The following is a 24,727-nucleotide window of genomic DNA, read 5'->3' on the forward strand; positions in this document are numbered from 1 at the left end:
CAGCCACATCTTATCCTTCAAGGAGAGCTTTACGATGTCCGTATTATTCCGGTCCGACGTGACCGCCATTGGCGATTATCGAGCCGAATTAGGTGAAACGCCCGTCTGGTGCCAGCGCACTCAATCATTGTTGTGGGTCGATATTCTGGCTCAGCGCGTTTTGCGCTACTGGCCTGAGACCAGGAAAACTGAAATCCACGACTTGCCCAGCGTGACCAGCGCCGTTCTGATGACGGAGAAACGGAATCTGTTTTTACTCGTCTCTCAGGATGGGATCCATTTGTACGATTACGAAAACAAAAGCCGCCAGACATTGTGCGGGTATCCCGGTGCAGAAGGTACACGACCGAACGAAGCCGCGATCGCGCCGGACGGTTCGCTGTGGTTTGGCACGCTGGATATCAAAGAGGAAAAAAATAATGGCGCCTGGTATCGCTATGAAGCCGGAACCGATGCGCCTGAAATCATGCTTGATAACGTGGGGATCACCAACACCCTGGTCTGGCATGAAGGCAAAGTCTGGTTTGCTGATACGAAGAAAAACCGCTTCTACTCTGCTAACGCCCGCCGCATTAATCCGCAGAAAATCTCCTGCTTCTCTTCCGGCGATAAATCTCCGGATGGTTCAGCGCTGGCGCAAAATGGGTGGATGATCACCGCCTGCTGGGGATCGAAATGTTTGTTACGCCAGCAAATCAATCAGGGTGAATTGCTTACTCTCGATACCGTGCCGTTACCTGTAACGCAGCCGAGTTGCTGTACTTTTGGAGGTCCTGACATGACCGATCTGTACATCACATCGGCACGTAAAAATCTCGATGCACCGCATGCACTGGAAGGTGCTTTGCTGCATGTACAAACGTCAACGGTGGGTGTGCCGCAGAATCTTTTCAAACTGCAAAAGGGTTAAAGCGGCCAGAACGCGCATAAAAAAACCGGCCACGATTGAGCCGGTTTTTTTATGCACGATGCCAGAAACAAATCAGTCGATCTGTTTCACATCCACACGCAGTTCTTTGGGCACTTCGAAAACGATATTCTCTTCGCGCCCTTCGATGTTAATCACATCCACCCCGCCAAAGGTTTTCAGCTTGCTGATCACATCCTGCACCAGAATATCCGGAGCGGAAGCCCCCGCTGTGACGCCGATGCTTTTGGCATCTTTCAGCCAGCTTTCCTGAATATCCGCGGCAGAGTCGATCAGGTAAGAAGGCACGCCTACGCGCTGAGCCAGCTCCGCCAGCCGGTTGGAGTTGGAGGAGTTTTTCGACCCAACAACCAGCACCACGTCCGCGTCATCGGCCAGCGTTCGTACGGCTTCCTGACGATTAGTGGTGGCGTAGCAAATATCATCTTTACGCGGCCCGATAATTTTCGGAAAACGATCGCGCAACGCATCAATGATGGCCGACGTGTCATCTACCGAGAGCGTGGTTTGCGTCATAAAGCACAGGTTGTTTTCATCTTTCACCTGCAATTTATAAACATCTTCCGGCGCCTCGACCAGATACATGCCGCCTTTCGGATTGCTGTACTGGCCCATGGTGCCTTCAACTTCCGGATGACCGGCGTGGCCAATCAGAATCGCTTCAGTGCCTTTACGGCTGGCGCGTGCCACTTCCATATGCACTTTGGTCACCAGCGGACAGGTGGCATCAAAGAGCATCGTCAGGTCGCGTTCTTTGGCTTCTGCCCGCACCGCCTGGGAAACCCCATGAGCGGAGAAAATCAGAATTGAGCCGTCCGGCACTTCGCTGATTTGCTCGATGAAAATGGCACCGCGCTGACGCAGGCTGTCGACCACATAGCGGTTATGTACCACTTCATGACGCACATAAATCGGTGCGCCATAAAGCTCAAGCGCACGTTCAACAATGCTGATGGCGCGATCAACACCCGCACAAAAACCGCGTGGGTTAGCCAGCAATATCTGCATGTTTCTCCTCCAGTTGCGGGTCGATTTCCAGCACTTCGATATCGAAATCGATGTACTGTCCCGCCAGCGGATGATTGAAATCGACAGTGATAGAATCCTCTGTCACTTCACGTACTACGCCCGGCATTTCATTGCCGTCACGACCGCTGAACAGCATGATGGTGCCGACATCCGGCACCCCTGTTTCCTGGAAATCACGACGCGAGAAGAACTGCACCAGATCCGGGCTTTTGGTACCGAAAGCCGCTTCCGGGGACAGCGTGAAAGCATGCTTGTCCCCAACGCTCAATCCGGTCAGCTGATTTTCCAGCGCGTCAGACAGGCTGCCGTCGCCGAGGCGAAACAGCGCAGGTTTTCCATTGGCGCGGGTAGATTCTGCCGTCGAGCCATCTTCAAGCTTCAACGTAAAATGTACCAGCACGGCGCTGTCGTGTTTCACCTGTTGAGACATATTTCTTATCCTTTGGTCTTCGCCGCTTCGTTAGGTTTCGCGAGGAAACCTTCCAGCACGACCAGCACTGCGCCGACGCAGATAAAGCTGTCGGCCAGATTAAAGATCGGGTAGTGCCAGTCGTTCACGTAGAAATCGATAAAGTCGATCACAAAGCCGTGCACCATACGGTCAAACATGTTGCCGAGCGCGCCACCAATAATCATCGCAAATGCGATGTTATTCAGACGCTGCTTTGCACTGCTGCGGTACATCAGCACCAGCAGCACCACCACGATAACCAGCGCAATCGCCGTGAAGAACCAGCGCTGCCAGCCACCTTTATCCGCCAGGAAGCTGAACGCCGCGCCCGGATTGTGAGCGTAGGTCAGATTAAAGAACGGAATCAGCGGCATGGACTCACCGAGCTGAAAATGCCCCATGACCAGAAACTTACTGCCGAGATCGACGATAACGACGAGAACCGCCAGCCAAAGCCAGCGGAGTCCGGTAGAACAGAAAGGTTTAGTCATTATGCAAACTTACGCTCTTCGCCGTCACCGGCAATGTTAGTCACACAACGGCCACAGATGTCGCTGTGTTCCGCATTCTGGCCGATATCAGTGGTGAAATGCCAGCAGCGCGGGCACTTCTCGCCTTCTGCTTTCGCCAGACCAATTTTCAGTCCTTTCAACAATTCGCTGGCCTGCGCAGAATCATCAGCTTCAGACAGCGCGGCGACTTTCGCACCGGAAGTCAGGAGCACAAAACGCAGTTCGTTACCCAGAGAACGCAGGTCTGTTGCCAGCGCGTCGTCTACATATAAGGTCACGGCTGCTTCCAGAGAACCGCCCAGACGTTTATCAGCACGCGCCTGTTCGATCACTTTGTTCACTTCGCCACGCACTTTCAGCAGCTCATCCCAGAACGCATCGTTCATGGATTCGTTACCGATCAGGCCAAACAGACCGTCGTACCATTCTTCAGTAAAGACGAACTTCTCGCGATGACCTGGCAGTTCAGCCCAGATTTCATCGGCAGTGAAGGACATGATTGGCGCCATCCAGCGAACCAGTGCTTCGCAGATGTGATACAGCGCGGTCTGGCAGCTGCGGCGCGCAACGCTGTCGCTCTTCGCGGTGTACTGGCGATCTTTAATGATATCCAGATAGAACGAACCCATTTCGATCGAGCAGAACTGCATCAGACGCTGAACAACGCCGTGGAAATCATAGGCTTCGTACGCAGCAATGATCTCGTCTTGTGCAGCTTTCGCGCGGCCAACCGCCCAGCGATCCAGCACAACCATCTCTTCCGGTGCCACGCTGTGCAGCGCCGGATCGAAACCGTTAAGGTTCGCCAGCAGGAAGCGCGCGGTGTTACGGATACGGCGATAAGAATCGGCAGCACGTTTGAGGATTTCGTCGGACACGGCGATTTCGCCGGTGTAATCCGTAGATGCCACCCACAAACGCAGGATGTCGCCACCCAGCTTATTCATCACATCCTGAGGCGCGATGGTGTTACCGATGGATTTAGACATTTTACGGCCCTGACCATCGACGGTGAAACCGTGAGTCAGTACTTGTTTGTAAGGCGCTTTGCCTTTCATCGCCGTAGAAATCATCAGAGAAGACATGAACCAGCCGCGATGCTGGTCAGAACCTTCCAGATACAGATCCGGTGAATGACCGTTGAACTCAGGGCGCACATCCACAACGGAGGAGTGCGTGGAACCGGAGTCAAACCAGACGTCCAGCGTATCCGGCACTTTGACGTAATCGGCAGCGTCTGCACCCAAAATCTCTTCAGGGTTCAGATCCCACCATGCCTGAATGCCATCGGCTTCCACGCGTTTTGCCACTTCTTCCATCAGCTCAAGGCTGCGCGGATGAAGCTGTTCGGTATCTTTATGCACGAACAGAGACATCGGTACGCCCCACGTACGCTGGCGGGAGATACACCAGTCAGGACGGTTAGCGACCATGTTTTCGATACGCGCCTGACCCCAGTCAGGGATCCACTGCACGCCTTTGATCTCTTCCAGAGACTTCTGACGCAAACCTTTCTGATCCATGCTGATGAACCATTGTGGCGTAGCGCGGAAGATGATCGGCGTTTTGTGACGCCAGCAGCACGGATAGCTGTGGTTCATTTTCTCAACGTGCAGCAGTGCGCCCTTCTCACGCAGCAGTTCAACGATCAGATCATTCGCTTTAAAGACGAATTTGCCATCCAGCGTCGGATAAGTGCCCGGCAGGTAGCAGCCGTTCGGTCCAACCGGGTTTGCGACTTCCAGACCGTATTTCTGGCCAATGACAAAGTCATCAGGACCGTGGCCAGGTGCGGTATGTACAGCACCGGTACCGGCATCGAGAGTAACGTGATCGCCAAGGATCGCCGGAACATCGAAACCGAGGAACGGATGCTGGAATCGAAGCAATTCAAGACCCGCACCTTTACATTCGCCCAGCACAGACCACTCAGCGATACCGGCGCGCTTCATCACGCTTTCCACCAGATCGGTGGCCAGGATCAGGCACTGACCTTCAATCTGCACCAGCTGATAAGAGAACTCAGCGTTGAGTGAAATCGCGCGGTTAGCTGGCATGGTCCACGGGGTGGTGGTCCAGATGACCAGAGAAACCGGGCCATTGAAAGCAGTGGCACCGAATTTCGCAGCAACAGCGGCGGCATCCGTCGCATTAAACGTCACGTCGATAGACGGAGACACTTTGTCGTAATATTCGACTTCGGCTTCAGCCAATGAAGATCCGCAATCGGTACACCAGTGAACAGGTTTCGCACCTTTATGCAGGTGACCGTTGCCGATGATTTTACCCAGCGCACGAATGATGTTGGCTTCTGTTTTGAAGTCCATGGTCAGGTACGGATGATCCCAGTCACCGAGCACGCCCAGACGGATGAAGTCTTTCTTCTGACCTTCAACCTGTTCAGCAGCGTACTTGCGGCAGGCTTCACGGAATTCCGCCGCCGTGACTTTTTCGCCCGGCTTACCGATCAGCTGTTCAACTTTCAGTTCAATCGGCAGACCATGACAATCCCAGCCCGGAACATACGGCGCATCGAAGCCCGCCAGTCCTTTGGACTTAACGATCATGTCTTTAAGAATTTTGTTTACTGAGTGACCAATATGAATGCTGCCGTTCGCATACGGAGGGCCGTCATGCAAGATAAAGGTTTTCTTGCCTTTCTTGGCAGCACGAATAATCCCGTACAGATCCTGGTCATACCAATTCTTCAGCATGTCAGGTTCACGCTTGGCCAGATCGCCACGCATCGGGAACCCTGTTTCCGGCAAATTCAGGGTGTTCTTGTAGTCACTCATAGATTCTCGGTTCCGTTTTTCGGCTGGATTCCAGGCGTTGTGACACGCCTGTCAGTACAAGTTTAGCGTGGTGTCTTTAACCCGAAGAATTCCCGGGCCGTCACCTCATCGTTCGCAATTTGTTGCTTTAACGCATCAAGCGAGGAGAAACGCTGTTCATTGCGCAATTTTGCGCGGAGCACCACGTCAATGTGGCGCCCGTATAAATCTAATGTGGCATCGAGCAGATGAACTTCCAACTGCTTGCGCACGCCACCGACCGTCGGACGAATGCCAATATTGGCAACGCCCGGCAAAGGTTCCGGGCCAAGGCCGAGAACTTCTACGGCATACACGCCGCGAACCGGTGAGACCACGCGCTTTAACGGCACGTTGGCCGTCGGGAACCCAATAGTACGCCCCAGCTTATCACCATGGACGACCCGCCCTGAGATACTGAACGGATGGCCCAGTAAATTTTCGGCCAGCGCTAAATCATCGTCACGCAGCGCATCGCGGATAGCAGTGCTGCTAATGCGATTTCCGCCTTCACGGAAGGTCTGGGTGCTGATCACTTCGAAGCCATACTCTTTCCCGGCTTTCTGCAACAGCTCAAAATCGCCCAGACGACCCGCACCAAAGCGGAAATCATCCCCGACGGTCAGGAATTTGACGCCCAGCTTTTCGACCAGCAGCTGAGAAACAAACGCCTGCGCCATATGTGCAGCGAACCGGGGGTCGAAATGCACACATAAAAGATAATCTACGCCACACTCGGCCAGATACTTGGCTTTGTCACGCAGGCTGGTTAACCGTGCAGGGGCTTTATCACCCGCAAACAGTTCCAGCGGCTGTGGTTCAAAAATCATCACCATTACCGGCAGCCCCAGACGCTGACCTTCCAGCTTCAGCTGTTCGATCAGGCCCTGATGGCCCCGGTGTACACCATCAAAATTGCCAATAGTCAGCACACATCCATGATGGCGTGCTCGAATATTGTGTATTCCGCGAATTAGCTCCATAGCTGGCTCAAATCCAATGCTGACTCATAAAGATGGAAATCGGCGGATTATACCTTGTACAGCCCGCAAGGTTAACCAGCGATTCGCAGGATCACACCATTCTCTCTTGCATACGGCAGATATTGCGGTTCAAATGGCGGCGTGGCGATGAAAATCTTTCCTTTCGAGCAGGGAATGCGTGACTTTTCGCATAAACAAAGCGTTAATGGCCGCCGTGGGCAGTTTGTACACTCTCCTGTCGATTTTTCTCGCGAAAGACTGTATTCCGATGCCGGAAGCTGTTAAAATCCTGCGCCATCACAACGTAACAAGTGACGTGTAAAGTTCACGCTTTAAAACGCCGCTTATTTGCACAAATCCGTTGACAACAGAAGACCGAAAAGGCATATTCCTCGGCCTTTGAATTGTTCATCAATAGAAAAATATTTGGGAGTTGGCCTTGGCTAATATCAAATCAGCTAAGAAACGCGCCGTACAGTCAGAAAAACGTCGTAAGCATAACGCGAGCCGCCGTTCAATGATGCGTACCTTTATCAAGAAGGTATACACGGCTATTGCAGCAGGCGACAAAGCTGCTGCACAAAATGCATTTAACGAAATGCAACCAATTGTGGATCGTCAGTCTTGTAAAGGCCTGATCCACAAGAACAAAGCAGCGCGTCATAAGTCAAATCTGACTGCGCAAATCAACGCAATGCAATAATTGCATTACGCTGATATGCTTGATAAAAAAACCGGCTTACGCCGGTTTTTTTATACCTAAAATTTGAGTATCTGCGTTAACTACAACTCAAACAGCGCCGAAAAGTCAGTGTGACAAATCCGCTGAACCGAAGGATGTTGGATCATACGTTCGGCAAAAATCACGTAGTACTCTTCCAGAATCCCCTCCACGCGCCCCACTTCAACAATTTTTTCATCCTGAAACTCAGTAGAAGAGTAAATCGCTGGCGCGACAAATATTGCATCGTTGTTCATCCCGAACGCTTTCATCAGTGCCGCATCATCGAACTCACCGAGAATGTTCACTTTCAATCCCTGCGTATTAAACCAGTTCAGCAATTTTCGTCCCAGCATCGAACGACGCCCGGGGATCAGCAGCGGACGCTGCTCCAGACAAGCAGGAAAATCGACACCCGCAGGGGGATTGCAGCAATAGAAGCTGATCGGACTCTCGCCCAGCTTGACGGAGAACAAACCTTCCTGCTGCGTTGAATCCACCGGGCAGTCCGACAGAATCATATCCAGCTTATGCAAGCTCAGCTGTTCCAGCAGCATTTCGTGGGTGGATTCAAAACATCGCAAATGAATTTGTGCGTTGTCCGGCACGGCAGCTTTCAGCACACGGCTGACCAGCCGTTTCGACAGCGCATCGGCAACACCCACGTCAAACAACAGGCTCGACTCTTTGCGATAGTTAACGATATCCAGCATTTCCTGACTGAGGGTGAACATCTTATCGGCATAGCGATATACCAGCTGCCCCAGCTCAGAGGGCACCAGACCGCGGCCCTGACGTTTGAAAAGTTTGCCACCTAACCGTTCCTCAAGCGATTTAATCTGCCCGGTGATGGTCTGTGGCGTCAGATAGAGCGCCTCGGCGGCACCTACGACAGAACCTGATTTACAGACGTGCCAAAAATAATACAAATGGTTGTAGTTAATATGAGGCATGTTTTCATCCGCTCCAGAAATATGAAGTCTGCATCAGGCTGCATGCCTGATGCAGACTGTTCATCACTATTTGAGGGCTTTTTTAGGCAAAGAACGACTGAGTAATATGTAACCCAATACCGCAGAAGCAACAGAGCCCATCAGGATGCCCATTTTTGCGTAAGTCAGCAGTGCAGGATCACGCGTTGCAAAGGCCAGTGAGCCGATGAAAATCGACATCGTAAAGCCGATACCGCACAACACTGACACGGCGGCTATCTGGCTAAAAGTAATGCCCGATGGCATACGGGTCACTCCCAATTTCAGCGCTATGCCGCTAAAAAGAATGATGCCCAGCGGTTTACCTAACAGCAATCCGGCAGCGATACCCATCGGTAACAGGGAGAAAGCACCGGCAGCAGAAACGCCCTCTAATGAAATGCCCGCGTTGGCAAACGCAAACACCGGCAAAATAAACCACGCAACGTAAGGATGAATACCGTGCTCCAGACGACGCGCCGGTGACGGTTTTTTATCTTTGGTATTGAGCGGGATCAGGAACCCGAGGATCACACCGGCGAGCGTGGCGTGAACGCCAGACTTCAGCACGCAGACCCAGAACACCGCGCCGACAACCAGATATGGCGTCAGTTTTGTCACCCCACGCCAATTCATGAAAGCCAATGCCGCGATGCAAACCGCAGAAAGTCCTAACGCCATCATGGAAACATCGTGGCTATAGAACAGTGCAATGATCACAATCGCCCCGAGATCGTCAATGATCGCCAGTGCCAGCAGGAAGACTTTCAGGCCAGTCGGTACGCGGGAACCCAGCAACGCCATCACGCCCAGTGCAAAGGCAATGTCAGTGGCCGCCGGAATAGCCCAGCCCTGACGGACAATCTCATCGCTGCCGTTGAACAGTAAGTAAATAAGGGCCGGAACAATCATGCCGCCCACGGCAGCAATGGCCGGGAATAATGCCTGGTCGCGGTTCGCCAGCGCGCCTTCGCAAAGCTCACGCTTCACTTCGAGACCGATCATCAGGAAAAATACTGCCATCAGACCGTCGTTAATCCACAGTAAAAGGGGTTTATCAATCAGCAACTCGGAAAAACGCACGGTGACCGGAATATCCAGAAATGCCTGATAAGCGCCCTGTAGCGGACTGTTGGCCATGATTAATGCCAAGATGGCGGCCAGGATCAGTACGATCCCCCCTGCGGCTTCCAAGCGTAAAAACTGACGAATTAAATTCGACATTCTGACTCTCCTGTAGAAAAACAGTGGCGGTAAAAGGATTGCCACAATGGAATGCGCGAATTGTACATAACCCATCAACTCGTAAAAAGTCGATTATATCTGGAGTATAGCTCGGTTTTTACGAGTCATTTTTCAACCTGCCATAGCGTTGTCCGTAACACGCATAAAAAAATCCCCGGAGCGAACCGCTGCCGGGGATTTTGCTGGACTGCCAGTGCCTGTTGTCAGGAACTGATTAGCGCGTCAAATCATCAAAGAACTTTTTCACGCCGTCCAGGAAGCTTTTGGAACGCGGGCTGTTTTTCTCACCCGATACGCCACCAAAGCTTTCTTCCAGATCACGCAGCAGCTGCTTCTGTTTGTCGCTCAGGCTGACCGGCGTTTCGACCACAACGCGGCACATTAAATCGCCCTGAGCACCGCCACGGACGGATTTCACACCGCGCCCACGCATACGGAACATTTTGCCGGTCTGCGTTTCCGCAGGAATTTTCAGGCTTACGCGGCCATCAAGCGTTGGGACTTCGATTTCACCACCTAAGGCAGCCATGGCGAAGTTGATAGGGACTTCGCAGTACAGGTTATTGCCTTCACGCTCAAAGATTTTGTGCGCTTTTACCTGAACCTGAACATACAGATCGCCTGACGGTGCGCCATGCTCACCCGCTTCACCTTCACCTTCAAGACGAATACGGTCGCCGGTATCCACACCCGCCGGGATTTTCACGGACAGGGTTTTCGAACGCTCTACGCGGCCATGACCGTGGCATTTGCTGCAAGGATCTTTAATGACCTTACCGCGCCCCTGACAGGTCGGACACGCTTGTTGAACCGTGAAGAAGCCCTGACGCATCTGAACCTGGCCCGCACCGTGGCAGGTAGGACAGGTGGCCGGAGAACTGCCCGCTTTCGCGCCGCTGCCGTGGCAGACGTCACATTCATCCAGCGTAGGAATGCGGATTTCTTTGGTGACACCACGAACGGCCTCTTCCAGCGTCAGATCCATGTTGTAACGCAGGTCTGACCCCCGGCTCGCACGCTGACGGCGACCGCCGCCAAAGATGTCGCCAAAGACGTCACCAAAGATGTCGCTGAAATCTGCACCGCCGCCACCGCCGTACCCACCGCCGCCGCCCATGCCACCTTGTTCAAAGGCTGCATGACCGTACTGGTCGTAGGCCGCACGCTTTTGCGCATCAGTCAGAATTTCATACGCTTCTTTAATTTCTTTGAATTTGCTTTCGGAAGCTTTGTCGCCCTGATTACGGTCAGGGTGATGCTTCATAGCCAGGCGCTTATAGGCCTTTTTGATTTCACGCTCATCCGCTGTTTTGGATACGCCTAAAATCTCATAAAAATCTTGCTTCGCCATGCTTTAACCTACCCTCAACATGCGTGCACGGGCGCAGAGTTTCCTCGACGCCCGTGCTGGTTTTCAGTAATGAACTCTTACTGTGCCCGCTTAAGGGCGATTATTTCTTGTCTTTGACTTCTTCGAATTCAGCGTCAACAACGTCATCATCTTTCTGAGCGCTGTTATCGCCGCCTTCAGCCTGACCCTGCTGCTGAGCCATTTCCATCAGCTTACCGGAAACCTGCACCAGCGCCTGGATTTTCGCTTCGATATCAGCCTTGTCTTCACCTTTAGCAGAAACTTCCAGTGCTTTCAGGGCTTCTTCAACTGCGGTTTTGTCTTCCGCTGGCAGTTTGTCGCCGGCTTCTTCCAGTTGCTTACGGGTACCGTGGATCAGATGGTCTGCCTGGTTGCGGGTCTGGACCAGTTCTTCGAACTTGCGGTCAGACTCAGCATTCGCTTCGGCATCGTTAACCATTTTCTGGATCTCTTCTTCCGTCAGACCAGAAGATGCCTTGATGGTGATCTTCTGCTCACGGCCGGTCGTCTTGTCTTTCGCAGACACGTGCAGGATACCGTCGGCGTCGAGGTCGAAGGTAACTTCGATCTGTGCCTGACCGCGCGGTGCTGCCTGAATACCGTCCAGGTTGAACTGACCCAGAGATTTGTTATCGCTCGAACGTTTACGCTCACCCTGCAACACATGGATGGTTACCGCAGACTGGTTGTCTTCTGCAGTTGAGAACACCTGGCTGTGTTTAGTCGGGATAGTGGTGTTTTTGGTGATCAGCGGAGTCATTACGCTGCCCATGGTTTCGATACCCAGTGACAACGGGGTAACGTCCAGCAGCAGAACGTCTTTCACGTCACCTGCCAACACACCGCCCTGAACCGCTGCACCGATAGCAACAGCTTCGTCCGGGTTCACGTCTTTACGTGGTTCTTTACCAAAGAATTCAGCCACTTTTTTCTGAACCATTGGCATACGCGTCTGACCACCGACCAGGATCACGTCCTGAATATCGGACACTGACAGACCTGCGTCTTTCAGCGCGACTTTCAGCGGATCGATACAACGGTTAACCAGGTCTTCTACCAAAGATTCCAGTTTTGCACGGGTCACTTTGATGTTCATGTGCTTAGGACCAGTCGCATCCGCAGTGATGTACGGCAGATTCACGTCAGTTTGCTGAGCAGAAGACAGCTCGATCTTCGCTTTTTCAGCGGCTTCTTTCAGACGTTGCATTGCCAGCGGATCGTTACGCAGATCCATACCTTGTTCTTTCTTGAACTCTTCAACCAGGTAGTTAATCAGGCGGCTATCGAAGTCTTCACCACCGAGGTGAGTGTCACCATTGGTTGCCAGAACTTCGAAGGTTTTTTCGCCATCAACTTCGTCGATTTCGATAATAGAAATATCGAAAGTACCACCACCCAGGTCGTATACCGCGATAGTGCGGTTACCCACTTCGCGATCCAGGCCATAAGCCAGTGCCGCTGCGGTAGGTTCGTTAATAATACGTTTTACTTCCAGACCTGCGATACGGCCAGCATCTTTAGTTGCCTGACGCTGAGCATCGTTGAAGTATGCAGGTACGGTGATAACAGCTTCAGTTACCGGTTCGCCCAGGTAATCTTCAGCAGTTTTCTTCATTTTCTTCAACACTTCAGCAGAAATCTGCGGAGGTGCAATTTTCTGACCTTTGATGTCGATCCAGGCGTCGCCGTTGTCGGAGCCTACGATCTGGTAAGGCATGATGCCTTTGTCACGCTGTACTTCTTCGTCCTGGAAGCGACGGCCAATCAGGCGCTTGATCGCAAACAGGGTGTTCTGTGGGTTAGTCACAGCCTGACGTTTAGCCGGAGAACCCACCAGAGTCTCACCATCTGCCGCATAAGCGATGATGGAAGGAGTGGTGCGGTCGCCTTCAGCATTCTCCAGCACACGTGCAGTAGTGCCATCCATAATAGCTACACAAGAGTTGGTAGTACCCAGGTCGATCCCAATAATTTTACCCATTTAAACGTCTCCACTTAAAATTCATATTCGATCATGTTGCTACTGTATATGCGGGCAATGTTTTCGATTTCAATAGTTCGATTTCAACTGCCCGATATTGCGGCTTTACCGACGGTAACAACTGCGGTTGGGAATAAGATGGGGCCATGCAACGCAGCATCAAGGGGCGAGATGAAAAAAAATCTTCAATTGCTGTTACGCCAGATCAATGTTTACCCGACGCCACCTCATTATGATGCCGCGCGCTTCTGAAGATATGTGGGATTTTTACCCATTTCGCAAGCGGATATCCCCCAGTTATCTATTCGTAATATTTTAATTCAGAGGATCTATGCAGAGTAAAACGTTGGCAAATCCAGGCCCGCTCGGGTTAATGGGCTTCGGTATGACCACTATCTTATTGAATTTACACAACGCAGGTTTCTTCCCACTGACCGCTGTTATCGTCAGCATGGGCATTTTCTATGGCGGCCTGATCCAGATTCTGGCGGGCATGATGGAATTCAAAAAAGGGAATACCTTCGGCACCACTGCCTTTACCTCTTACGGCGCTTTCTGGCTGAGCCTGGTGGGCATCCTGATGCTGCCACGCATGGGCCTGGCTGACGCCAGCAGCGAAAGTTTCCTCGGCGCATACCTCGGACTTTGGGGCGTTTTCACCTTATTCATGTTTTTCGGCACATTGAAAGCCAACCGTGGCTTGCAGGTTGTTTTCGGCAGCCTGACCATTTTGTTCGCCCTGCTGTGCTTCGGTAACATGACCGGCAATACCACCGTGCTACATTTTGCAGGTTTCGAAGGCATCTTCTGTGGCGCCAGCGCCATTTATCTGGCGATGGCAGAAGTGTTGAACGAACAGTATGGCCGGACCGTCTTACCTATCGGTGAACCGAAAAATCACGCAGTCAACGCGGCGGTTGCTGCTGCGTAATTAAACTCTGCCCGATCAAAAAGGCCTCGCGAATGCGGGGCCTTTTGTTTTTGTGCCCGCAGAAATGACGTCAGTTTCCTGACGCTGCCTGCTCATCAAACTTTGCGGGCTGAGTCGTTTCACTGTTGAGATCGCGGGTTAAATAGATGCCGGTCAGCAAACCAATCGCGGAGAGCGCCAGAACGTAATACGCGGGTGCCATTGGCGTCACGCGCATAATCAGTGTTACGAAGATCGGCGTCAGTCCACCAAAGATGGCGTAGGCGACATTGTAAGAGAATGAGATCCCGGTAAAGCGCACTTCGGCCGGGAAAGCGCGAACCAGCACGTAAGGCACCGCACCGACGATCCCGACGCTGAAGCCGACCAGCGCGTACATGCCCATCAGCATAGAAGGGTCAGCGGCCACAGAATGATAGAATGACCAGCTGCAGATACCGAGGAACAGGCTGCCGACAATAAACGTTTTGCTGGCACCCAGACGGTCAACAATCCAGCCCGCCGCGATACACCCAAAGGTCAGCGCAATGGTCGCCAGACTGTTAGCCTGCAACGCCTGAGCCGCCGGAATGCCGAATTGTTTTTGCAGATAAGTCGGCGTCATCAGAATGACAACCACAATCCCCGCAGACAGCAGCCAGGTCATCAGCATCGACACCACGATTTCTTTCTTATGATTGACCACCACTGATTTTAGCGGCAGTTCTTCGGCCAGCGTTTTATGCGCTTTCATCTCAAGGAAGATCGGCGTCTCCTGCAACCAGCGGCGTAAATACATCGCGAACAGGCCAAAAATACCGCCAAGAAAGAACGGAATACGCCAGCCAAAATCGCTGATTGCCGCAGGCGTCATCGCGCTGTTCAGCACGGTTGCCACCAGCGAACCGAGCAGAATACCTGCCGTCAGTCCGGCGGTCAGCGTGCCGCAGGCAAAGCCAATACGGTTTCTCGGCACATGTTCAGCCACAAAGACCCACGCCCCTGGCACTTCGCCACCAATCGCCGCACCCTGTAATACGCGCATCAGCAATAAGAGCAACGGAGCCGCAATGCCGATAGAAGCATACGTTGGCAGCAAACCCATCGCCAGCGTCGGCAATGCCATCAGTAAAATACTCAGGCTGAACATACGTTTACGGCCAACCAAATCGCCAAAGTGCGCCATGATAATGCCGCCGAGCGGACGCGCCAGATAACCGGCAGCAAAGATCCCAAACGTCTGAACCTGACGTAACCAGTCGGGCATATCCGCAGGGAAGAAAAGATCGCCGATAACCGCAGCGAAGAAGACGAAAATGATGAAGTCGTAGAATTCGAGGGCGCCGCCCAGCGCAGCCAGGGACAGCGTTTTGAAATCCTGCCGGTTCAGCCGGCGCGATTGTGCGTGTTGCATAAGAGTCCGTGTGACACCAGAGTGTGAATTGGAAAAAGGTTTTGCCGCCTCATGTAAAGTAATCATTACTATAGCGGCAAATAATTTTCACACCAGTGAGCCTGAATCTTATGTCAGCATATTTTCAAAAACCGTCGGTATTCAGTTTTTTGTATCGCGGCGGGCACTCTTCGGGCGAAAAGCTGCTACGACGTCGTCATGCGTTTCTATATACGGCCCATCCAGCAGCTGAATGCAGTACGGCACGCTGGCAAAAATACCGGACACAATCACTTTACCCTCGGCATCTTTCAGGCCCTCGAGCGTTTCCTGAATAGATTTCGGTTGGCCCGGCAGATTTAGGATCAATGCCTGTTTGCGGATCACGCCCACCTGACGGGACAAAATCGCCGTCGGCACAAAGTGCAGGCTAATCTGACGCATCTGTTCGCCAAAGCCCGGCATCTCACGGTCGGCGATGGCCAGCGTGGCGTCCGGCGTCACATCACGGCGCGCCGGACCGGTGCCGCCGGTGGTCAGCACCAAATGACAACCACTTTCGTCCACCAGCTCGCTGATGGCCTGCTCAATCAAAGGCTGCTCATCGGGGATTAATTTCTTTTCCAGCGTAAACGGCGTAATCAGCGCTTTTTCAAGCCACGCTTCTAGCGCCGGGATCCCCTTATCCTGATAAATGCCGTTCGACGCGCGATCTGACACTGACACCAGACCAATTCGCAATTTATCCATGTCCTGTTTCCCCTGAATTATTCCCGGCAAAAGCTACCGTCATCAGCCCTCAGTATATCGGTAACGGCACGCGGGTTTTATCACTCAGACAAATTTTTACCGCAGCCCCGAATTTCAGGCACAAAAAAAGCGGCTCAGAGGCCGCTTTTCACTGAAAACTGAAGGCTGATTACAGCAGGTCAGAAATCATTTTTTCCAGTTTGCCCTGGTCTACAGCAAACTTACGGATGCCGTCAGCCAGTTTGTCGATCGCCATTGGATCCTGATTATGATCCCAGTAGAACTGAGATTCAGTCAGTGGTGCAGGACGCGCTTTGGTTTCTCCGGAGAAGGACAGCTTACGTTCCAGCGGGCCTTCACTCTCTGCCAGCTCTTTCAGCAGTGCAGGTGCGATGGTCAGACGGTCACAGCCAGCCAGTTCGATGATTTCGCCGATGTTACGGAAGCTTGCGCCCATCACGACAGTTTCATAGCCGTGTTGTTTGTAGTATTCGTAGATTTCGGTCACAGACACAACGCCTGGATCCTCATTCGGCGCGAACTCTTTTTTGTCGCCATTGGCTTTGTACCAGTCAAGAATACGGCCAACGAATGGAGAGATCAGGAAGACGCCCGCTTCAGCACACGCGCGAGCCTGTGCGAAGGAGAACAGCAGCGTCAAGTTACAGTTGATGCCTTCTTTTTCCAGTTTCTCCGCCGCGCGGATGCCCTGCCAGGTAGAAGCCAGTTTGATCAGGATGCGGTCGTTGCTGATGCCCGCTTCGTTGTAAAGTTTGATCAGGCGTTTAGCTTTGGCAATGCTGGCGTCGGTGTCGTAAGACATGCGCGCATCGACTTCAGTCGAAATGCGGCCTGGGATCAGTTTCAGAATTTCAAGACCGATGTTCACTGCCAGCTTGTCAGCGGCATCAGTGATCTGCTGAGCGTGATCGCTGCTCTGGTCACGTGCCCAGGCGATTGCTTCGTCGATCAGTTTACGGTATTCAGGAATTTGTGCAGCGCTCAGGATCAGTGACGGATTGGTGGTCGCATCCTGCGGCTGGTACAACTTCATTGCCGCGATATCTCCGGTGTCAGCAACAACCTGAGTCATTTGGCGTAGGGAAGTCAGTTTATCGGTCATTTTGGCATATCTCATCGTTTGGACGTTTTCGTATAGGCATTTTCATGCCTTGCCTTTGGCTGATGATAACATGCAAAAAGCCACGCGCAAGGCGCATATCACGGCATGCTCGGCTACGAACATCATGGATTTTTCTACCTTCCAAAACACACAAATTTAGCCAAAATGCATATGTTCCCTGTTAGTTAAAAAAGGTATGTTACCCCTCCGGCGCGAGGTGTACGCCCGGCCCGATTTAAAACGATGAACGGTAAATCAAACAAGGATACGTCATGAACGAGTTACTGGAATTTTTCGATACCGTTCTCTGGAGCTCTATCCTGATTTATCTGTTACTGGGAACCGGCATTTATCTCAGTATTCGCCTCGGTTTCATCCAGTTTCGCCGCTTCCGCCATATGTTTTCCTGCACGCTTTTCAAACATCATCCCGACCACAGAGGTTCCACCGTCTGGAGTGCGCTCTGCCTGAGCCTTTCGTCGCGTATTGGTACGGGGAATCTGACCGGCGTCGCCATCGCCGTGACACTCGGTGGCCCCGGCGCAATATTCTGGATGTGGGTCATCGCGATGTTCAGCATGGCGACGGCAATGATCGAAAATACGCTGGCGCAGATTTATAAGAGCACCGGACTCAACGGCAAATTCCGTGGCGGACCGGCTGACTACATGGAAAAAGGGCTGGGAATGCGCTGGATGGGCATTCTGTTTTCTTTTTTGATCGTGATTTCCTGCGGATTTATTTTCATTGCCTTACAGGCCAACGCCATCGCGCAAGCCTCTTTCCATCTGTTGCATACTCCGGCACTGACCACTGCCTTTGTACTCGCCGCGCTGACGGCCTTGCTTATTTTTGGCGGCATCCGTTCTGTTACGCGGGTGGCTCGTGGCTTAATCCCGCTTATTGCGCTGGGATATTTGCTGCTGGCGGTCTGGGTGATTGGTCACAACGTGGAAAAACTGCCACAGGTGCTGGCGCTGGTATTCAAAAGCGCGTTTGGCTTGCAGGAAGCAGCCTCCGGGGCGCTGGCGTTTGGGATTACGCAGGCTATCACCCAGGGCATGCAGCGCGGCGTATTCGCCAGCGAAGCGGGTGTCGGCTCCTCGCCTAATGCCGCTGCAATGGCCTCTGTCAGCCATCCGGCGGCACTCGGTTTTAATCAGATGCTGGCGGTATTTATCGATACCGTGGTGATTTGCACGGCGACGGCGCTGATCATTCTGACCTCCGGCGCGCTCGATAATCCCGGTGCGCCTTCCGGTATTTCACTGTTACATCTGGCCCTTACCCCGACGATGTCAGGCTGGAGCAACATCGTGCTCGCGCTGCTGGTGTTTTGCTTTGCGTTTACGTCGATTACAGGGAATTACACCTATGCGGAAAATAATCTGGGCTTCATACGCGTCGCATCCACAGGGAAGTTACTGATTTTCCGTCTGCTCGTGATCGCTATTGTTTTCATCGGCTGCCTGATGGAATTGCAGGTTCTCTGGAAGCTGGCGGATATCTTTATGGCGCTGATGGCGCTGCTTAATCTGACCGCCCTGCTGTTACTGTCGGGCGTCGCTGTCAAAGTCGTGAAAGACTACGAACGTCAGCAACGAATGGGGAAAATCCCTGTTTTCAATCCGAACCATTTTCCTGAGTTACGCGGCCAGCTTGAGCCGGGGATCTGGGGGAAAAATCCGCATCAAAAATGATTGTGCCTATCGTTGTTATTTTCGCCCGCGCGCCATTTCAATGACTTTTTTGCTACAGTAGAGCAACGAAAATTTCCCGAATCTGAACCGTCACTGACCAAACGGACGCACTATGCTGACCATTATTTCTCCTGCCAAAACGCTCGATTACGAAAGCCCGCTTGCGACAACGCGCTATACCCAGCCCGAGCTGCTGGATAAATCCAGCGAACTGATCGCCGTAGCGCGCAAAATGTCGCCTGCGCAGATCTCTTCTTTGATGGGGATCAGCGATAAACTCGCGCATCTGAACGCCGAGCGCTTTAACGAATGGCATCCTGATTTCACGCCAAAGAATGCGCGTCAGGCGCTGCTGGCCTTCAAAGGTGATGTTTATACCGGTTTGCAGGCAGAAGATTTCAGCGAGAAAGATTTCGATTTTGCCCAGAAACATCTGCGTATGTTGTCCGGCTTATATGGCCTGCTGCGCCCGCTGGACTTGATGATGCCTTACCGTCTGGAAATGGGAATCCGCCTCGAAAATCCGCAGGGTGCGAATCTGTATGCCTTCTGGGGCGAACTGCTGACGGAAAAACTTAACCTGCTTTTAAACGAACAGAAAAGCAAAGTGCTGGTGAATCTGGCGTCCGATGAATACTTCAAAGCGGTAAAACCCAAATTGCTGGATGGCGAAATCATCAAGCCGGTTTTCCTCGATGAGAAAAATGGCAAATACAAAGTCATCAGCTTCTATGCCAAAAAAGCGCGCGGCCTGATGAGCCGCTTCATCATCAAAGAGCGTTTGGATAAACCGAAGCAGTTGCAGGATTTTAACCTGGAAGGTTATTCCTTTGATGAATCGCGTTCGCAGGGTAACGAACTGGTATTTACCCGCCCTGAGCGCTGATTTTTACAATGCGACAGGCATAAAAAAACCCTCGTGAAGAGGGTTTTTGCATTTCAGAAGACCGCGTAGTTATTCAGGCAGCGCCATCAGAAAAGCACGCATTTCGCTGAAATTGGCCGGCAGGTTATGCGACAACAGCGGCAGGTCAGCGCGCTCAGCCAGTTCTTTCGGCAGACCGATGTCCTGACCCAGAATCGACTCCACGCTTTCTTTGAATTTCGCCGGGTGTGCGGTACCGATGAACAGACCGAATTCGCCAGGTTGCAGCTGATCGCGCAGCACCCGGTAAGCAATCGCGGCGTGCGGTTCAGAGATATAGCCGATGTCCGCCAGTTCGCGCATCGCGTCTTCAGTGGTGTCATCGCTGACCGCACCAAACCCGAGATCTTTCAGCTGCCAGATTTTGCGGCGATACAACTCTTCCACGCGCGGCCAGTTGTTTGGCTGGCTGACGTCCATCGCATTCGACAGCGTTGCGACGGTTTTCTTCGGTTCCCATTCCCCGTTAGACAGGAAACGCGGCACGGTGTCATTGGCGTTAGTGGCAGCGATGAAACGTTTGATCGGCAGGCCGAGGGATTTGGCCAGCAAACCGGCCGTCAGGTCACCAAAGTTACCGCTTGGCACCGACACCACCAGCTGATTGCGCGCTTCCTGAGGCAACTGGGCAACTGCTTCAAAGTAATAACAAATCTGCGCCAGCAGACGGCTGATATTGATCGAGTTCGCCGAGTTCAGTTTCAGCGCGTGTTTAAGTTCTTCGTCATCAAATGCCTGTTTCACCAGCGCCTGGCAGGCATCGAAATCGCCGTCGATCGCCACGGTATGAATGTTGCCACCGAGGGTACAGAACAGTTTTTCCTGTAACGGGCTGATTTTGCCGCGCGGATACAGAATCACCACACGCACATTTTTCATGCCGTGGAATGCATGTGCGACAGCCGCGCCGGTATCACCAGAGGTCGCGGTCAGAATGGTCACCGGCTGGTCGCCTGACACCTGCGTCAGGATCTGAGCCATGAAGCGGCCACCGAAATCTTTAAACGCCAGCGTCGGGCCGTGGAACAGCTCCAGACAGGCGATGTCTTCTTCCACTTTGGCGACCGGCGCCGGGAAAGCAAACGCATTTTTGACGCGCTGATGTAACTCGTCTTCAGGAATTTCATCGCCGATGAAAGCAGAGAGAATGCGGCTGCTGCGGGTCACGAAATCCAGTTCCAGCAGACGGTCGATTTCGGTCAGTTCAAACTCCGGCAAGTCCAGCGGGAAGAATAAGCCCTGCTGTTTACCCAAACCTTGTTTGACGGCCTGAGCAAAGCTGACCTGCTCGTTGTGATCCTTCAGGTTGTACAGTTTCATTTGTTATCCCAATAAATTTTCGAGTTATCCCAACACGCGCGCACCGGCGGTATCAAGACGACAAATATGAACAAAGCCTTCGTCATTTTGCAGATAGTGCGTCTGCAACCAGTCAGCCATACGTTTCGCCGTTGCGCTGTCATTACAGACCGCAAACAGCGTCGGACCGGAACCGGAAATCCCGCACGCCAGTGCGCCAATTTCTTCGGCGGCGCTGCGCGCTTGTGCAAAGCCCGGCAGCAAACGGGTACGGTACGGCTCGGCAATCACGTCCTTCATCAGCTTCGCAGCCAGCAAGGGTTGCTGCGTGTGGCAGGCGTGAATAAAGCCCGCCAGATAACGCCCGTGGCTGATGCAATCCTGACGGCGATACTGCGCCGGTAAAATCGCGCGCGCTTCCGCCGTTGAGACTTTAATTCCCGGATACGCCATCACCCACAGCCAGTCGTCAAAACTGGGGACGTTCTGGCTGATAATATCCAGCTCTTCCAGCATCAGCTGGATGCCGCCGAGATAGCACGGCGCGACGTTATCAAAATGCACACTGCCGGAAATACGCCCTTCCAGTTCGCCCATCAGCGCCAGCATCTGGTTTTCACTCAGCGGCTTACCACAGAACTCGTTCATCGCCATCAAACCGGCGACTACCGAACAGGCACTGGAACCGAGACCTGAGCCAATCGGCATGTTTTTTTCCAGCGTCATCGCTACCGGCACGTCTTTGCCAATCTCCTGACAGAAACGCTGCCAGCACTGATAAACGATATTGTCTTCCATGCGATCCGGCAGTTTGGAGACAAACCGGCCTTCGCTTTTCAGGCTGAATTCTGTCGCTGCTTCGACCGATACACAGTCGCCGAGCAGCGTTCCGTCCACCGGAGAAACCGCTGCGCCCAGAACGTCGAAACCGACGCTGACGTTCCCAATTGAAGCCGGGGCATATACCTTAACCATATTAAACTCCTAACTTCCATGACAGCGTTCGCAAAAGATCGGCAAACACACCTGCCGCCGTCACATCATTACCGGCACCGTAACCGCGCAGAACCAGCGGCAACGGCTGATAATAGCGACTATAAAACGCCAGCGCATTCTCACCATTTTTTACTTTATAAAGCGGGTCATTACCATCGACGGCGTCGATTTTTACTTTGCAGCGCCCTTCTTCGATGGCACCGACATAGCGCAACACTTTGCCTTCAGCGGTTGCCTGAGCAACGCGTTTCGCAAATTCCGCATCCAGTTCCGGCAAACGCGCGACGAAGGTATTCACATCCCCTTCGGCATTGAAAGAAGGCGGTAAAACGGATTCCACGTCGATATCGCTCAGTTCCAGTATGTATCCGGCCTCACGCGCCAGAATCAGCAGCTTACGCGCCACGTCCATGCCAGACAGGTCATCACGCGGATCAGGCTCGGTGTAGCCCATATCGCGCGCCTGCAACGTGGCCGCAGACAGGGACATCCCTTCATCCAGCTTGCCGAAGATGAACGACAGTGAACCAGAAAGGATACCGGAGAAACGCAGCAGTTCATCACCGGCGTTCAGCAGGTTTTGCAGGTTCTCAATCACCGGCAAACCGGCACCGACGTTTGTGTCGTACAAGAACTTACGGCGCGAGCCATCCGCTGCTTTACGCAGCTGATAGTAATAGTTCATCGACGAGGTATTGGCTTTTTTGTTCGGCGTGACGACGTGGAAACCGTCAGTCAGGAAATCCGCGTACTGATCGGCTACTTCCTGGCTGGAGGTACAGTCCACGATCACCGGGTTCAGCAGATGATATTCCTTCACCAGACGGATCAGGCGACCCAGATTCAGCGGCTCTTTCGCCGCCGCCAACTCGTCCTGCCAGCTCTCGAGGGCAATACCGTGCACGTTGGTTAACAACGCGCGGGAGTTGGCAATGCCGCACACGCGCAGGTCGATATGTTTGGTTTTTAGCCATGCCTGCTGGCGGCGGATCTGTTCGATCAACGCACCGCCGACACCGCCGACGCCAATCAGGAAGACTTCGATTACCTGATCGGTGTTGAACAGCATCTGGTGGCTGACGCGTACGCCGGTAGTCGCGTCTTCATTATTGACGACGACGGAGATCGAACGCTCGGAAGAGCCCTGCGCAATGGCCACGATGTTGATGTTGGCACGCGCCAGTGCGGAGAAAAATTTGGCTGAGATGCCGCGCAGGGTACGCATGCCGTCACCGACGACTGAAATGACCGCCAGTTTCTCCATCACGTCCAGCGGCTCCAGCAGGCCGTCTTTCAGCTCAAGATAGAATTCGTCTTCCAGCGCCTTACGTGCGCGCTCCAGTTCGTTTTGCGGTACGCAGAAGCTGATACTGTACTCAGAAGAAGACTGCGTGATCAGCACCACTGAAATCCCTGAGCGGGACATCACGGCAAAAACGCGCGCCGCCATGCCAATCATCCCTTTCATCCCAGGCCCGGAGACGTTGATCATCGCCATATTATTCAGGTTGGTGATGCCTTTGACCGGCGTATTGTCACCCAGGCTTTCGCTGCCGATCAGGGTGCCGGGCGCCTGCGGGTTGGTGGTGTTTTTGATAAGGCAAGGGATCTGGAACTGAGCAATCGGCAGGATAGTTCTTGGATGAAGCACTTTCGCACCAAAGTACGACAGCTCCATTGCTTCCTGATACGACATCGATTTCAGCAGACGTGCATCGGGAACGATGCGCGGATCGCAGGTATATACGCCGTCGACGTCGGTCCAGATTTCGCAACAGTCTGCGCGTAAACAGGCAGCCAGCACGGCGGCGGAATAGTCGGAGCCGTTACGCCCGAGCACCACCAGTTCGCCTTTGTCGTTGCCTGCGGTGAAACCGGCCATCAGCACGATGTGGTCAGCCGGGATCGCGCTTGCCGAAATACGGCGGGTGGATTCGTTGATATCGACGGTAGATTCAAGGTAGTGGCCTTGCGCCAGCAGCTTCTCAACCGGATTGATGACAGTGACGCCGAAACCTTTGGCTATGAATACCGCTTCCATAATGGCAATGGAAAGCTTTTCGCCGCGACAGATGATAGAAGCGTTAACGCTGTCCGGGCACTGCCCCAGCAGGGCGATGCCGTGTAACAGCTGCTTGAGTTGGGCAAATTCGTGGTCGACATAGGCTTTCACTTTTGGCAGATCGAAATCCGGCTGCGCATCCGCCAGGCCGGCGATCAGCTGTCCAAAAATGCTTTCTGCATCACTCATGATGGTATGAATATCCTGTCCTGCGACAGTTCGTTCAATCATGGCGACCAGAGAGTTGGTAATTTTGGCAGGTGCAGATAATACCGTTGCGACCTGTCCCTGACGCGCATTGCTTTCCATAATGTCCGCAACCCGCAAAAAGCGTTCTGCGTTTGCTACTGAGGTCCCGCCAAATTTCAACACTCGCATTTCTGATTCTCTCCTGAAGCTCGTCGTTTAAAGTGTTAAAAAAAAAGCCCGCACTGGTTAGGTGCGGGCTTTTTTTCTTTTTTCCTGTACGCGTCAGCCCGCCCCGTTACCTGTGGTATCGGTGGTGGTAATAATTGTTGTGTTCAGGCTGATGATTCGCATTTTTATTTTCTGTCTGTCTTAGA

21 protein-coding genes and 1 other annotated feature are annotated in these 24,727 nt (G+C 52.9%); of the genes, 5 read left to right on the plus strand and 16 right to left on the minus strand.

Features of this window, described 5'->3' with window-relative positions:
• The first annotated feature begins 34 nt into the window (after nt 1-34).
• On the plus strand, nt 35-910 hold the full coding sequence (locus I2123_RS20465) for an SMP-30/gluconolactonase/LRE family protein (protein ID WP_213051392.1): 876 nt from the start codon (nt 35-37) through the stop codon (nt 908-910).
• A gap of 72 nt (nt 911-982) precedes the next feature.
• Here the strand turns inward: I2123_RS20465 and ispH are convergent, their stop codons facing one another.
• The 5 genes from ispH to ribF form a co-directional block, all read right to left on the minus strand.
• Entirely contained in the window at nt 983-1,936 is a 954-nt protein-coding gene (ispH, locus tag I2123_RS20470) for a 4-hydroxy-3-methylbut-2-enyl diphosphate reductase (RefSeq protein ID WP_112168210.1), read from the minus strand.
• The gene (fkpB, locus tag I2123_RS20475; protein ID WP_213051393.1) at nt 1,917-2,387 is read right to left on the minus strand and encodes an FKBP-type peptidyl-prolyl cis-trans isomerase; all 471 of its coding nucleotides are present in this window, start codon (nt 2,385-2,387) and stop codon (nt 1,917-1,919) included. The genes ispH and fkpB overlap by 20 nt, the downstream gene beginning before the upstream one ends.
• 5 nt (nt 2,388-2,392) lie before the next feature.
• Nucleotides 2,393-2,899 carry a signal peptidase II gene (gene lspA, locus I2123_RS20480; RefSeq protein WP_112168208.1) on the minus strand — a complete coding sequence of 169 codons (507 nt, stop codon included), beginning with the start codon at nt 2,897-2,899 and terminating at the stop codon, nt 2,393-2,395.
• Complete coding sequence (gene ileS, locus I2123_RS20485) at nt 2,899-5,715, minus strand: isoleucine--tRNA ligase (protein WP_213051394.1); 2,817 nt, start codon at nt 5,713-5,715, stop codon at nt 2,899-2,901. The genes lspA and ileS overlap by 1 nt, the downstream gene beginning before the upstream one ends.
• 62 nt (nt 5,716-5,777) lie before the next feature.
• Nucleotides 5,778-6,716: a bifunctional riboflavin kinase/FAD synthetase gene (gene ribF / locus I2123_RS20490; protein ID WP_213051395.1), complete on the minus strand. Its 939-nt coding sequence runs from the start codon at nt 6,714-6,716 to the stop codon at nt 5,778-5,780.
• 439 nt (nt 6,717-7,155) lie between these two features.
• Here ribF and rpsT point away from each other — a divergent pair, with 439 nt between their 5' ends.
• Nucleotides 7,156-7,419 (plus strand): 30S ribosomal protein S20, encoded by a 264-nt coding sequence (rpsT, locus tag I2123_RS20495; RefSeq protein ID WP_056776784.1) that lies wholly within the window; start codon nt 7,156-7,158, stop codon nt 7,417-7,419.
• An 80-nt stretch (nt 7,420-7,499) separates the two neighbouring features.
• Here rpsT and nhaR read toward each other — a convergent pair whose 3' ends face one another.
• The 4 genes from nhaR to dnaK all read right to left on the minus strand — a co-directional run bounded on the left by nhaR (nt 7,500) and on the right by dnaK (nt 13,006).
• Nucleotides 7,500-8,390, minus strand: a complete 891-nt coding sequence (gene nhaR / locus I2123_RS20500; protein ID WP_112168205.1) for a transcriptional activator NhaR — start codon at nt 8,388-8,390, stop codon at nt 7,500-7,502.
• Nucleotides 8,391-8,456: 66 nt separating this feature from the next.
• Nucleotides 8,457-9,632 carry a Na+/H+ antiporter NhaA gene (nhaA, locus tag I2123_RS20505; RefSeq protein WP_213051396.1) on the minus strand — a complete coding sequence of 392 codons (1,176 nt, stop codon included), beginning with the start codon at nt 9,630-9,632 and terminating at the stop codon, nt 8,457-8,459.
• A gap of 235 nt (nt 9,633-9,867) precedes the next feature.
• The gene (gene dnaJ, locus I2123_RS20510) at nt 9,868-11,004 is read right to left on the minus strand and encodes a molecular chaperone DnaJ (protein ID WP_112168203.1); all 1,137 of its coding nucleotides are present in this window, start codon (nt 11,002-11,004) and stop codon (nt 9,868-9,870) included.
• Between the two features lie 100 nt (nt 11,005-11,104).
• Complete coding sequence (gene dnaK, locus I2123_RS20515; protein ID WP_112168202.1) at nt 11,105-13,006, minus strand: molecular chaperone DnaK; 1,902 nt, start codon at nt 13,004-13,006, stop codon at nt 11,105-11,107.
• Nucleotides 13,007-13,337: 331 nt separating this feature from the next.
• On the opposite strand from dnaK, the gene satP reads away from it, so the two are divergent.
• Nucleotides 13,338-13,937: an acetate uptake transporter gene (gene satP / locus I2123_RS20520; protein WP_112168201.1), complete on the plus strand. Its 600-nt coding sequence runs from the start codon at nt 13,338-13,340 to the stop codon at nt 13,935-13,937.
• 70 nt (nt 13,938-14,007) lie between these two features.
• On the opposite strand, the gene I2123_RS20525 is transcribed toward satP, so the two are convergent.
• The 3 genes from I2123_RS20525 to tal all read right to left on the minus strand — a co-directional run bounded on the left by I2123_RS20525 (nt 14,008) and on the right by tal (nt 17,182).
• Nucleotides 14,008-15,330, minus strand: a complete 1,323-nt coding sequence (locus I2123_RS20525) for an MFS transporter (protein WP_213051397.1) — start codon at nt 15,328-15,330, stop codon at nt 14,008-14,010.
• A 141-nt stretch (nt 15,331-15,471) separates the two neighbouring features.
• Nucleotides 15,472-16,059: a molybdopterin adenylyltransferase gene (gene mog / locus I2123_RS20530; protein WP_112168199.1), complete on the minus strand. Its 588-nt coding sequence runs from the start codon at nt 16,057-16,059 to the stop codon at nt 15,472-15,474.
• 169 nt (nt 16,060-16,228) lie between these two features.
• Nucleotides 16,229-17,182, minus strand: coding sequence for a transaldolase (gene tal / locus I2123_RS20535; RefSeq protein WP_112168232.1), 954 nt, complete (start codon nt 17,180-17,182; stop codon nt 16,229-16,231).
• Nucleotides 17,183-17,454: 272 nt separating this feature from the next.
• Between tal and I2123_RS20540 the strand changes: the two genes are divergently transcribed.
• Together I2123_RS20540 and yaaA are read left to right on the plus strand one after the other, a co-directional pair.
• Nucleotides 17,455-18,882: an alanine/glycine:cation symporter family protein gene (locus I2123_RS20540; protein ID WP_213051398.1), complete on the plus strand. Its 1,428-nt coding sequence runs from the start codon at nt 17,455-17,457 to the stop codon at nt 18,880-18,882.
• Nucleotides 18,883-18,994: 112 nt separating this feature from the next.
• Nucleotides 18,995-19,768, plus strand: coding sequence for a peroxide stress protein YaaA (gene yaaA, locus I2123_RS20545; protein ID WP_213051399.1), 774 nt, complete (start codon nt 18,995-18,997; stop codon nt 19,766-19,768).
• A gap of 69 nt (nt 19,769-19,837) precedes the next feature.
• Here yaaA and thrC read toward each other — a convergent pair whose 3' ends face one another.
• The 4 genes from thrC to thrL all read right to left on the minus strand — a co-directional run bounded on the left by thrC (nt 19,838) and on the right by thrL (nt 24,704).
• A complete protein-coding gene (gene thrC, locus I2123_RS20550; RefSeq protein WP_112168196.1) occupies nt 19,838-21,127 on the minus strand; it encodes a threonine synthase in 1,290 nt (429 codons plus the stop codon).
• Between the two features lie 24 nt (nt 21,128-21,151).
• On the minus strand, nt 21,152-22,081 hold the full coding sequence (thrB, locus tag I2123_RS20555) for a homoserine kinase (RefSeq protein WP_213051400.1): 930 nt from the start codon (nt 22,079-22,081) through the stop codon (nt 21,152-21,154).
• Between the two features lies 1 nt (nt 22,082).
• The gene (gene thrA / locus I2123_RS20560) at nt 22,083-24,542 is read right to left on the minus strand and encodes a bifunctional aspartate kinase/homoserine dehydrogenase I (protein ID WP_112168194.1); all 2,460 of its coding nucleotides are present in this window, start codon (nt 24,540-24,542) and stop codon (nt 22,083-22,085) included.
• A 37-nt stretch (nt 24,543-24,579) separates the two neighbouring features.
• Nucleotides 24,580-24,697: a sequence feature (Thr leader region), on the minus strand.
• Nucleotides 24,636-24,704, minus strand: coding sequence for a thr operon leader peptide (thrL, locus tag I2123_RS20565; protein ID WP_071823645.1), 69 nt, complete (start codon nt 24,702-24,704; stop codon nt 24,636-24,638). (Overlaps the previous feature by 62 nt.)
• Between the last annotated feature and the right edge of the window lie 23 nt (nt 24,705-24,727).

The sequence above is a fragment of the Rahnella inusitata genome, from assembly GCF_018288855.1.
Classification (GTDB): domain Bacteria; phylum Pseudomonadota; class Gammaproteobacteria; order Enterobacterales; family Enterobacteriaceae; genus Rahnella; species Rahnella inusitata.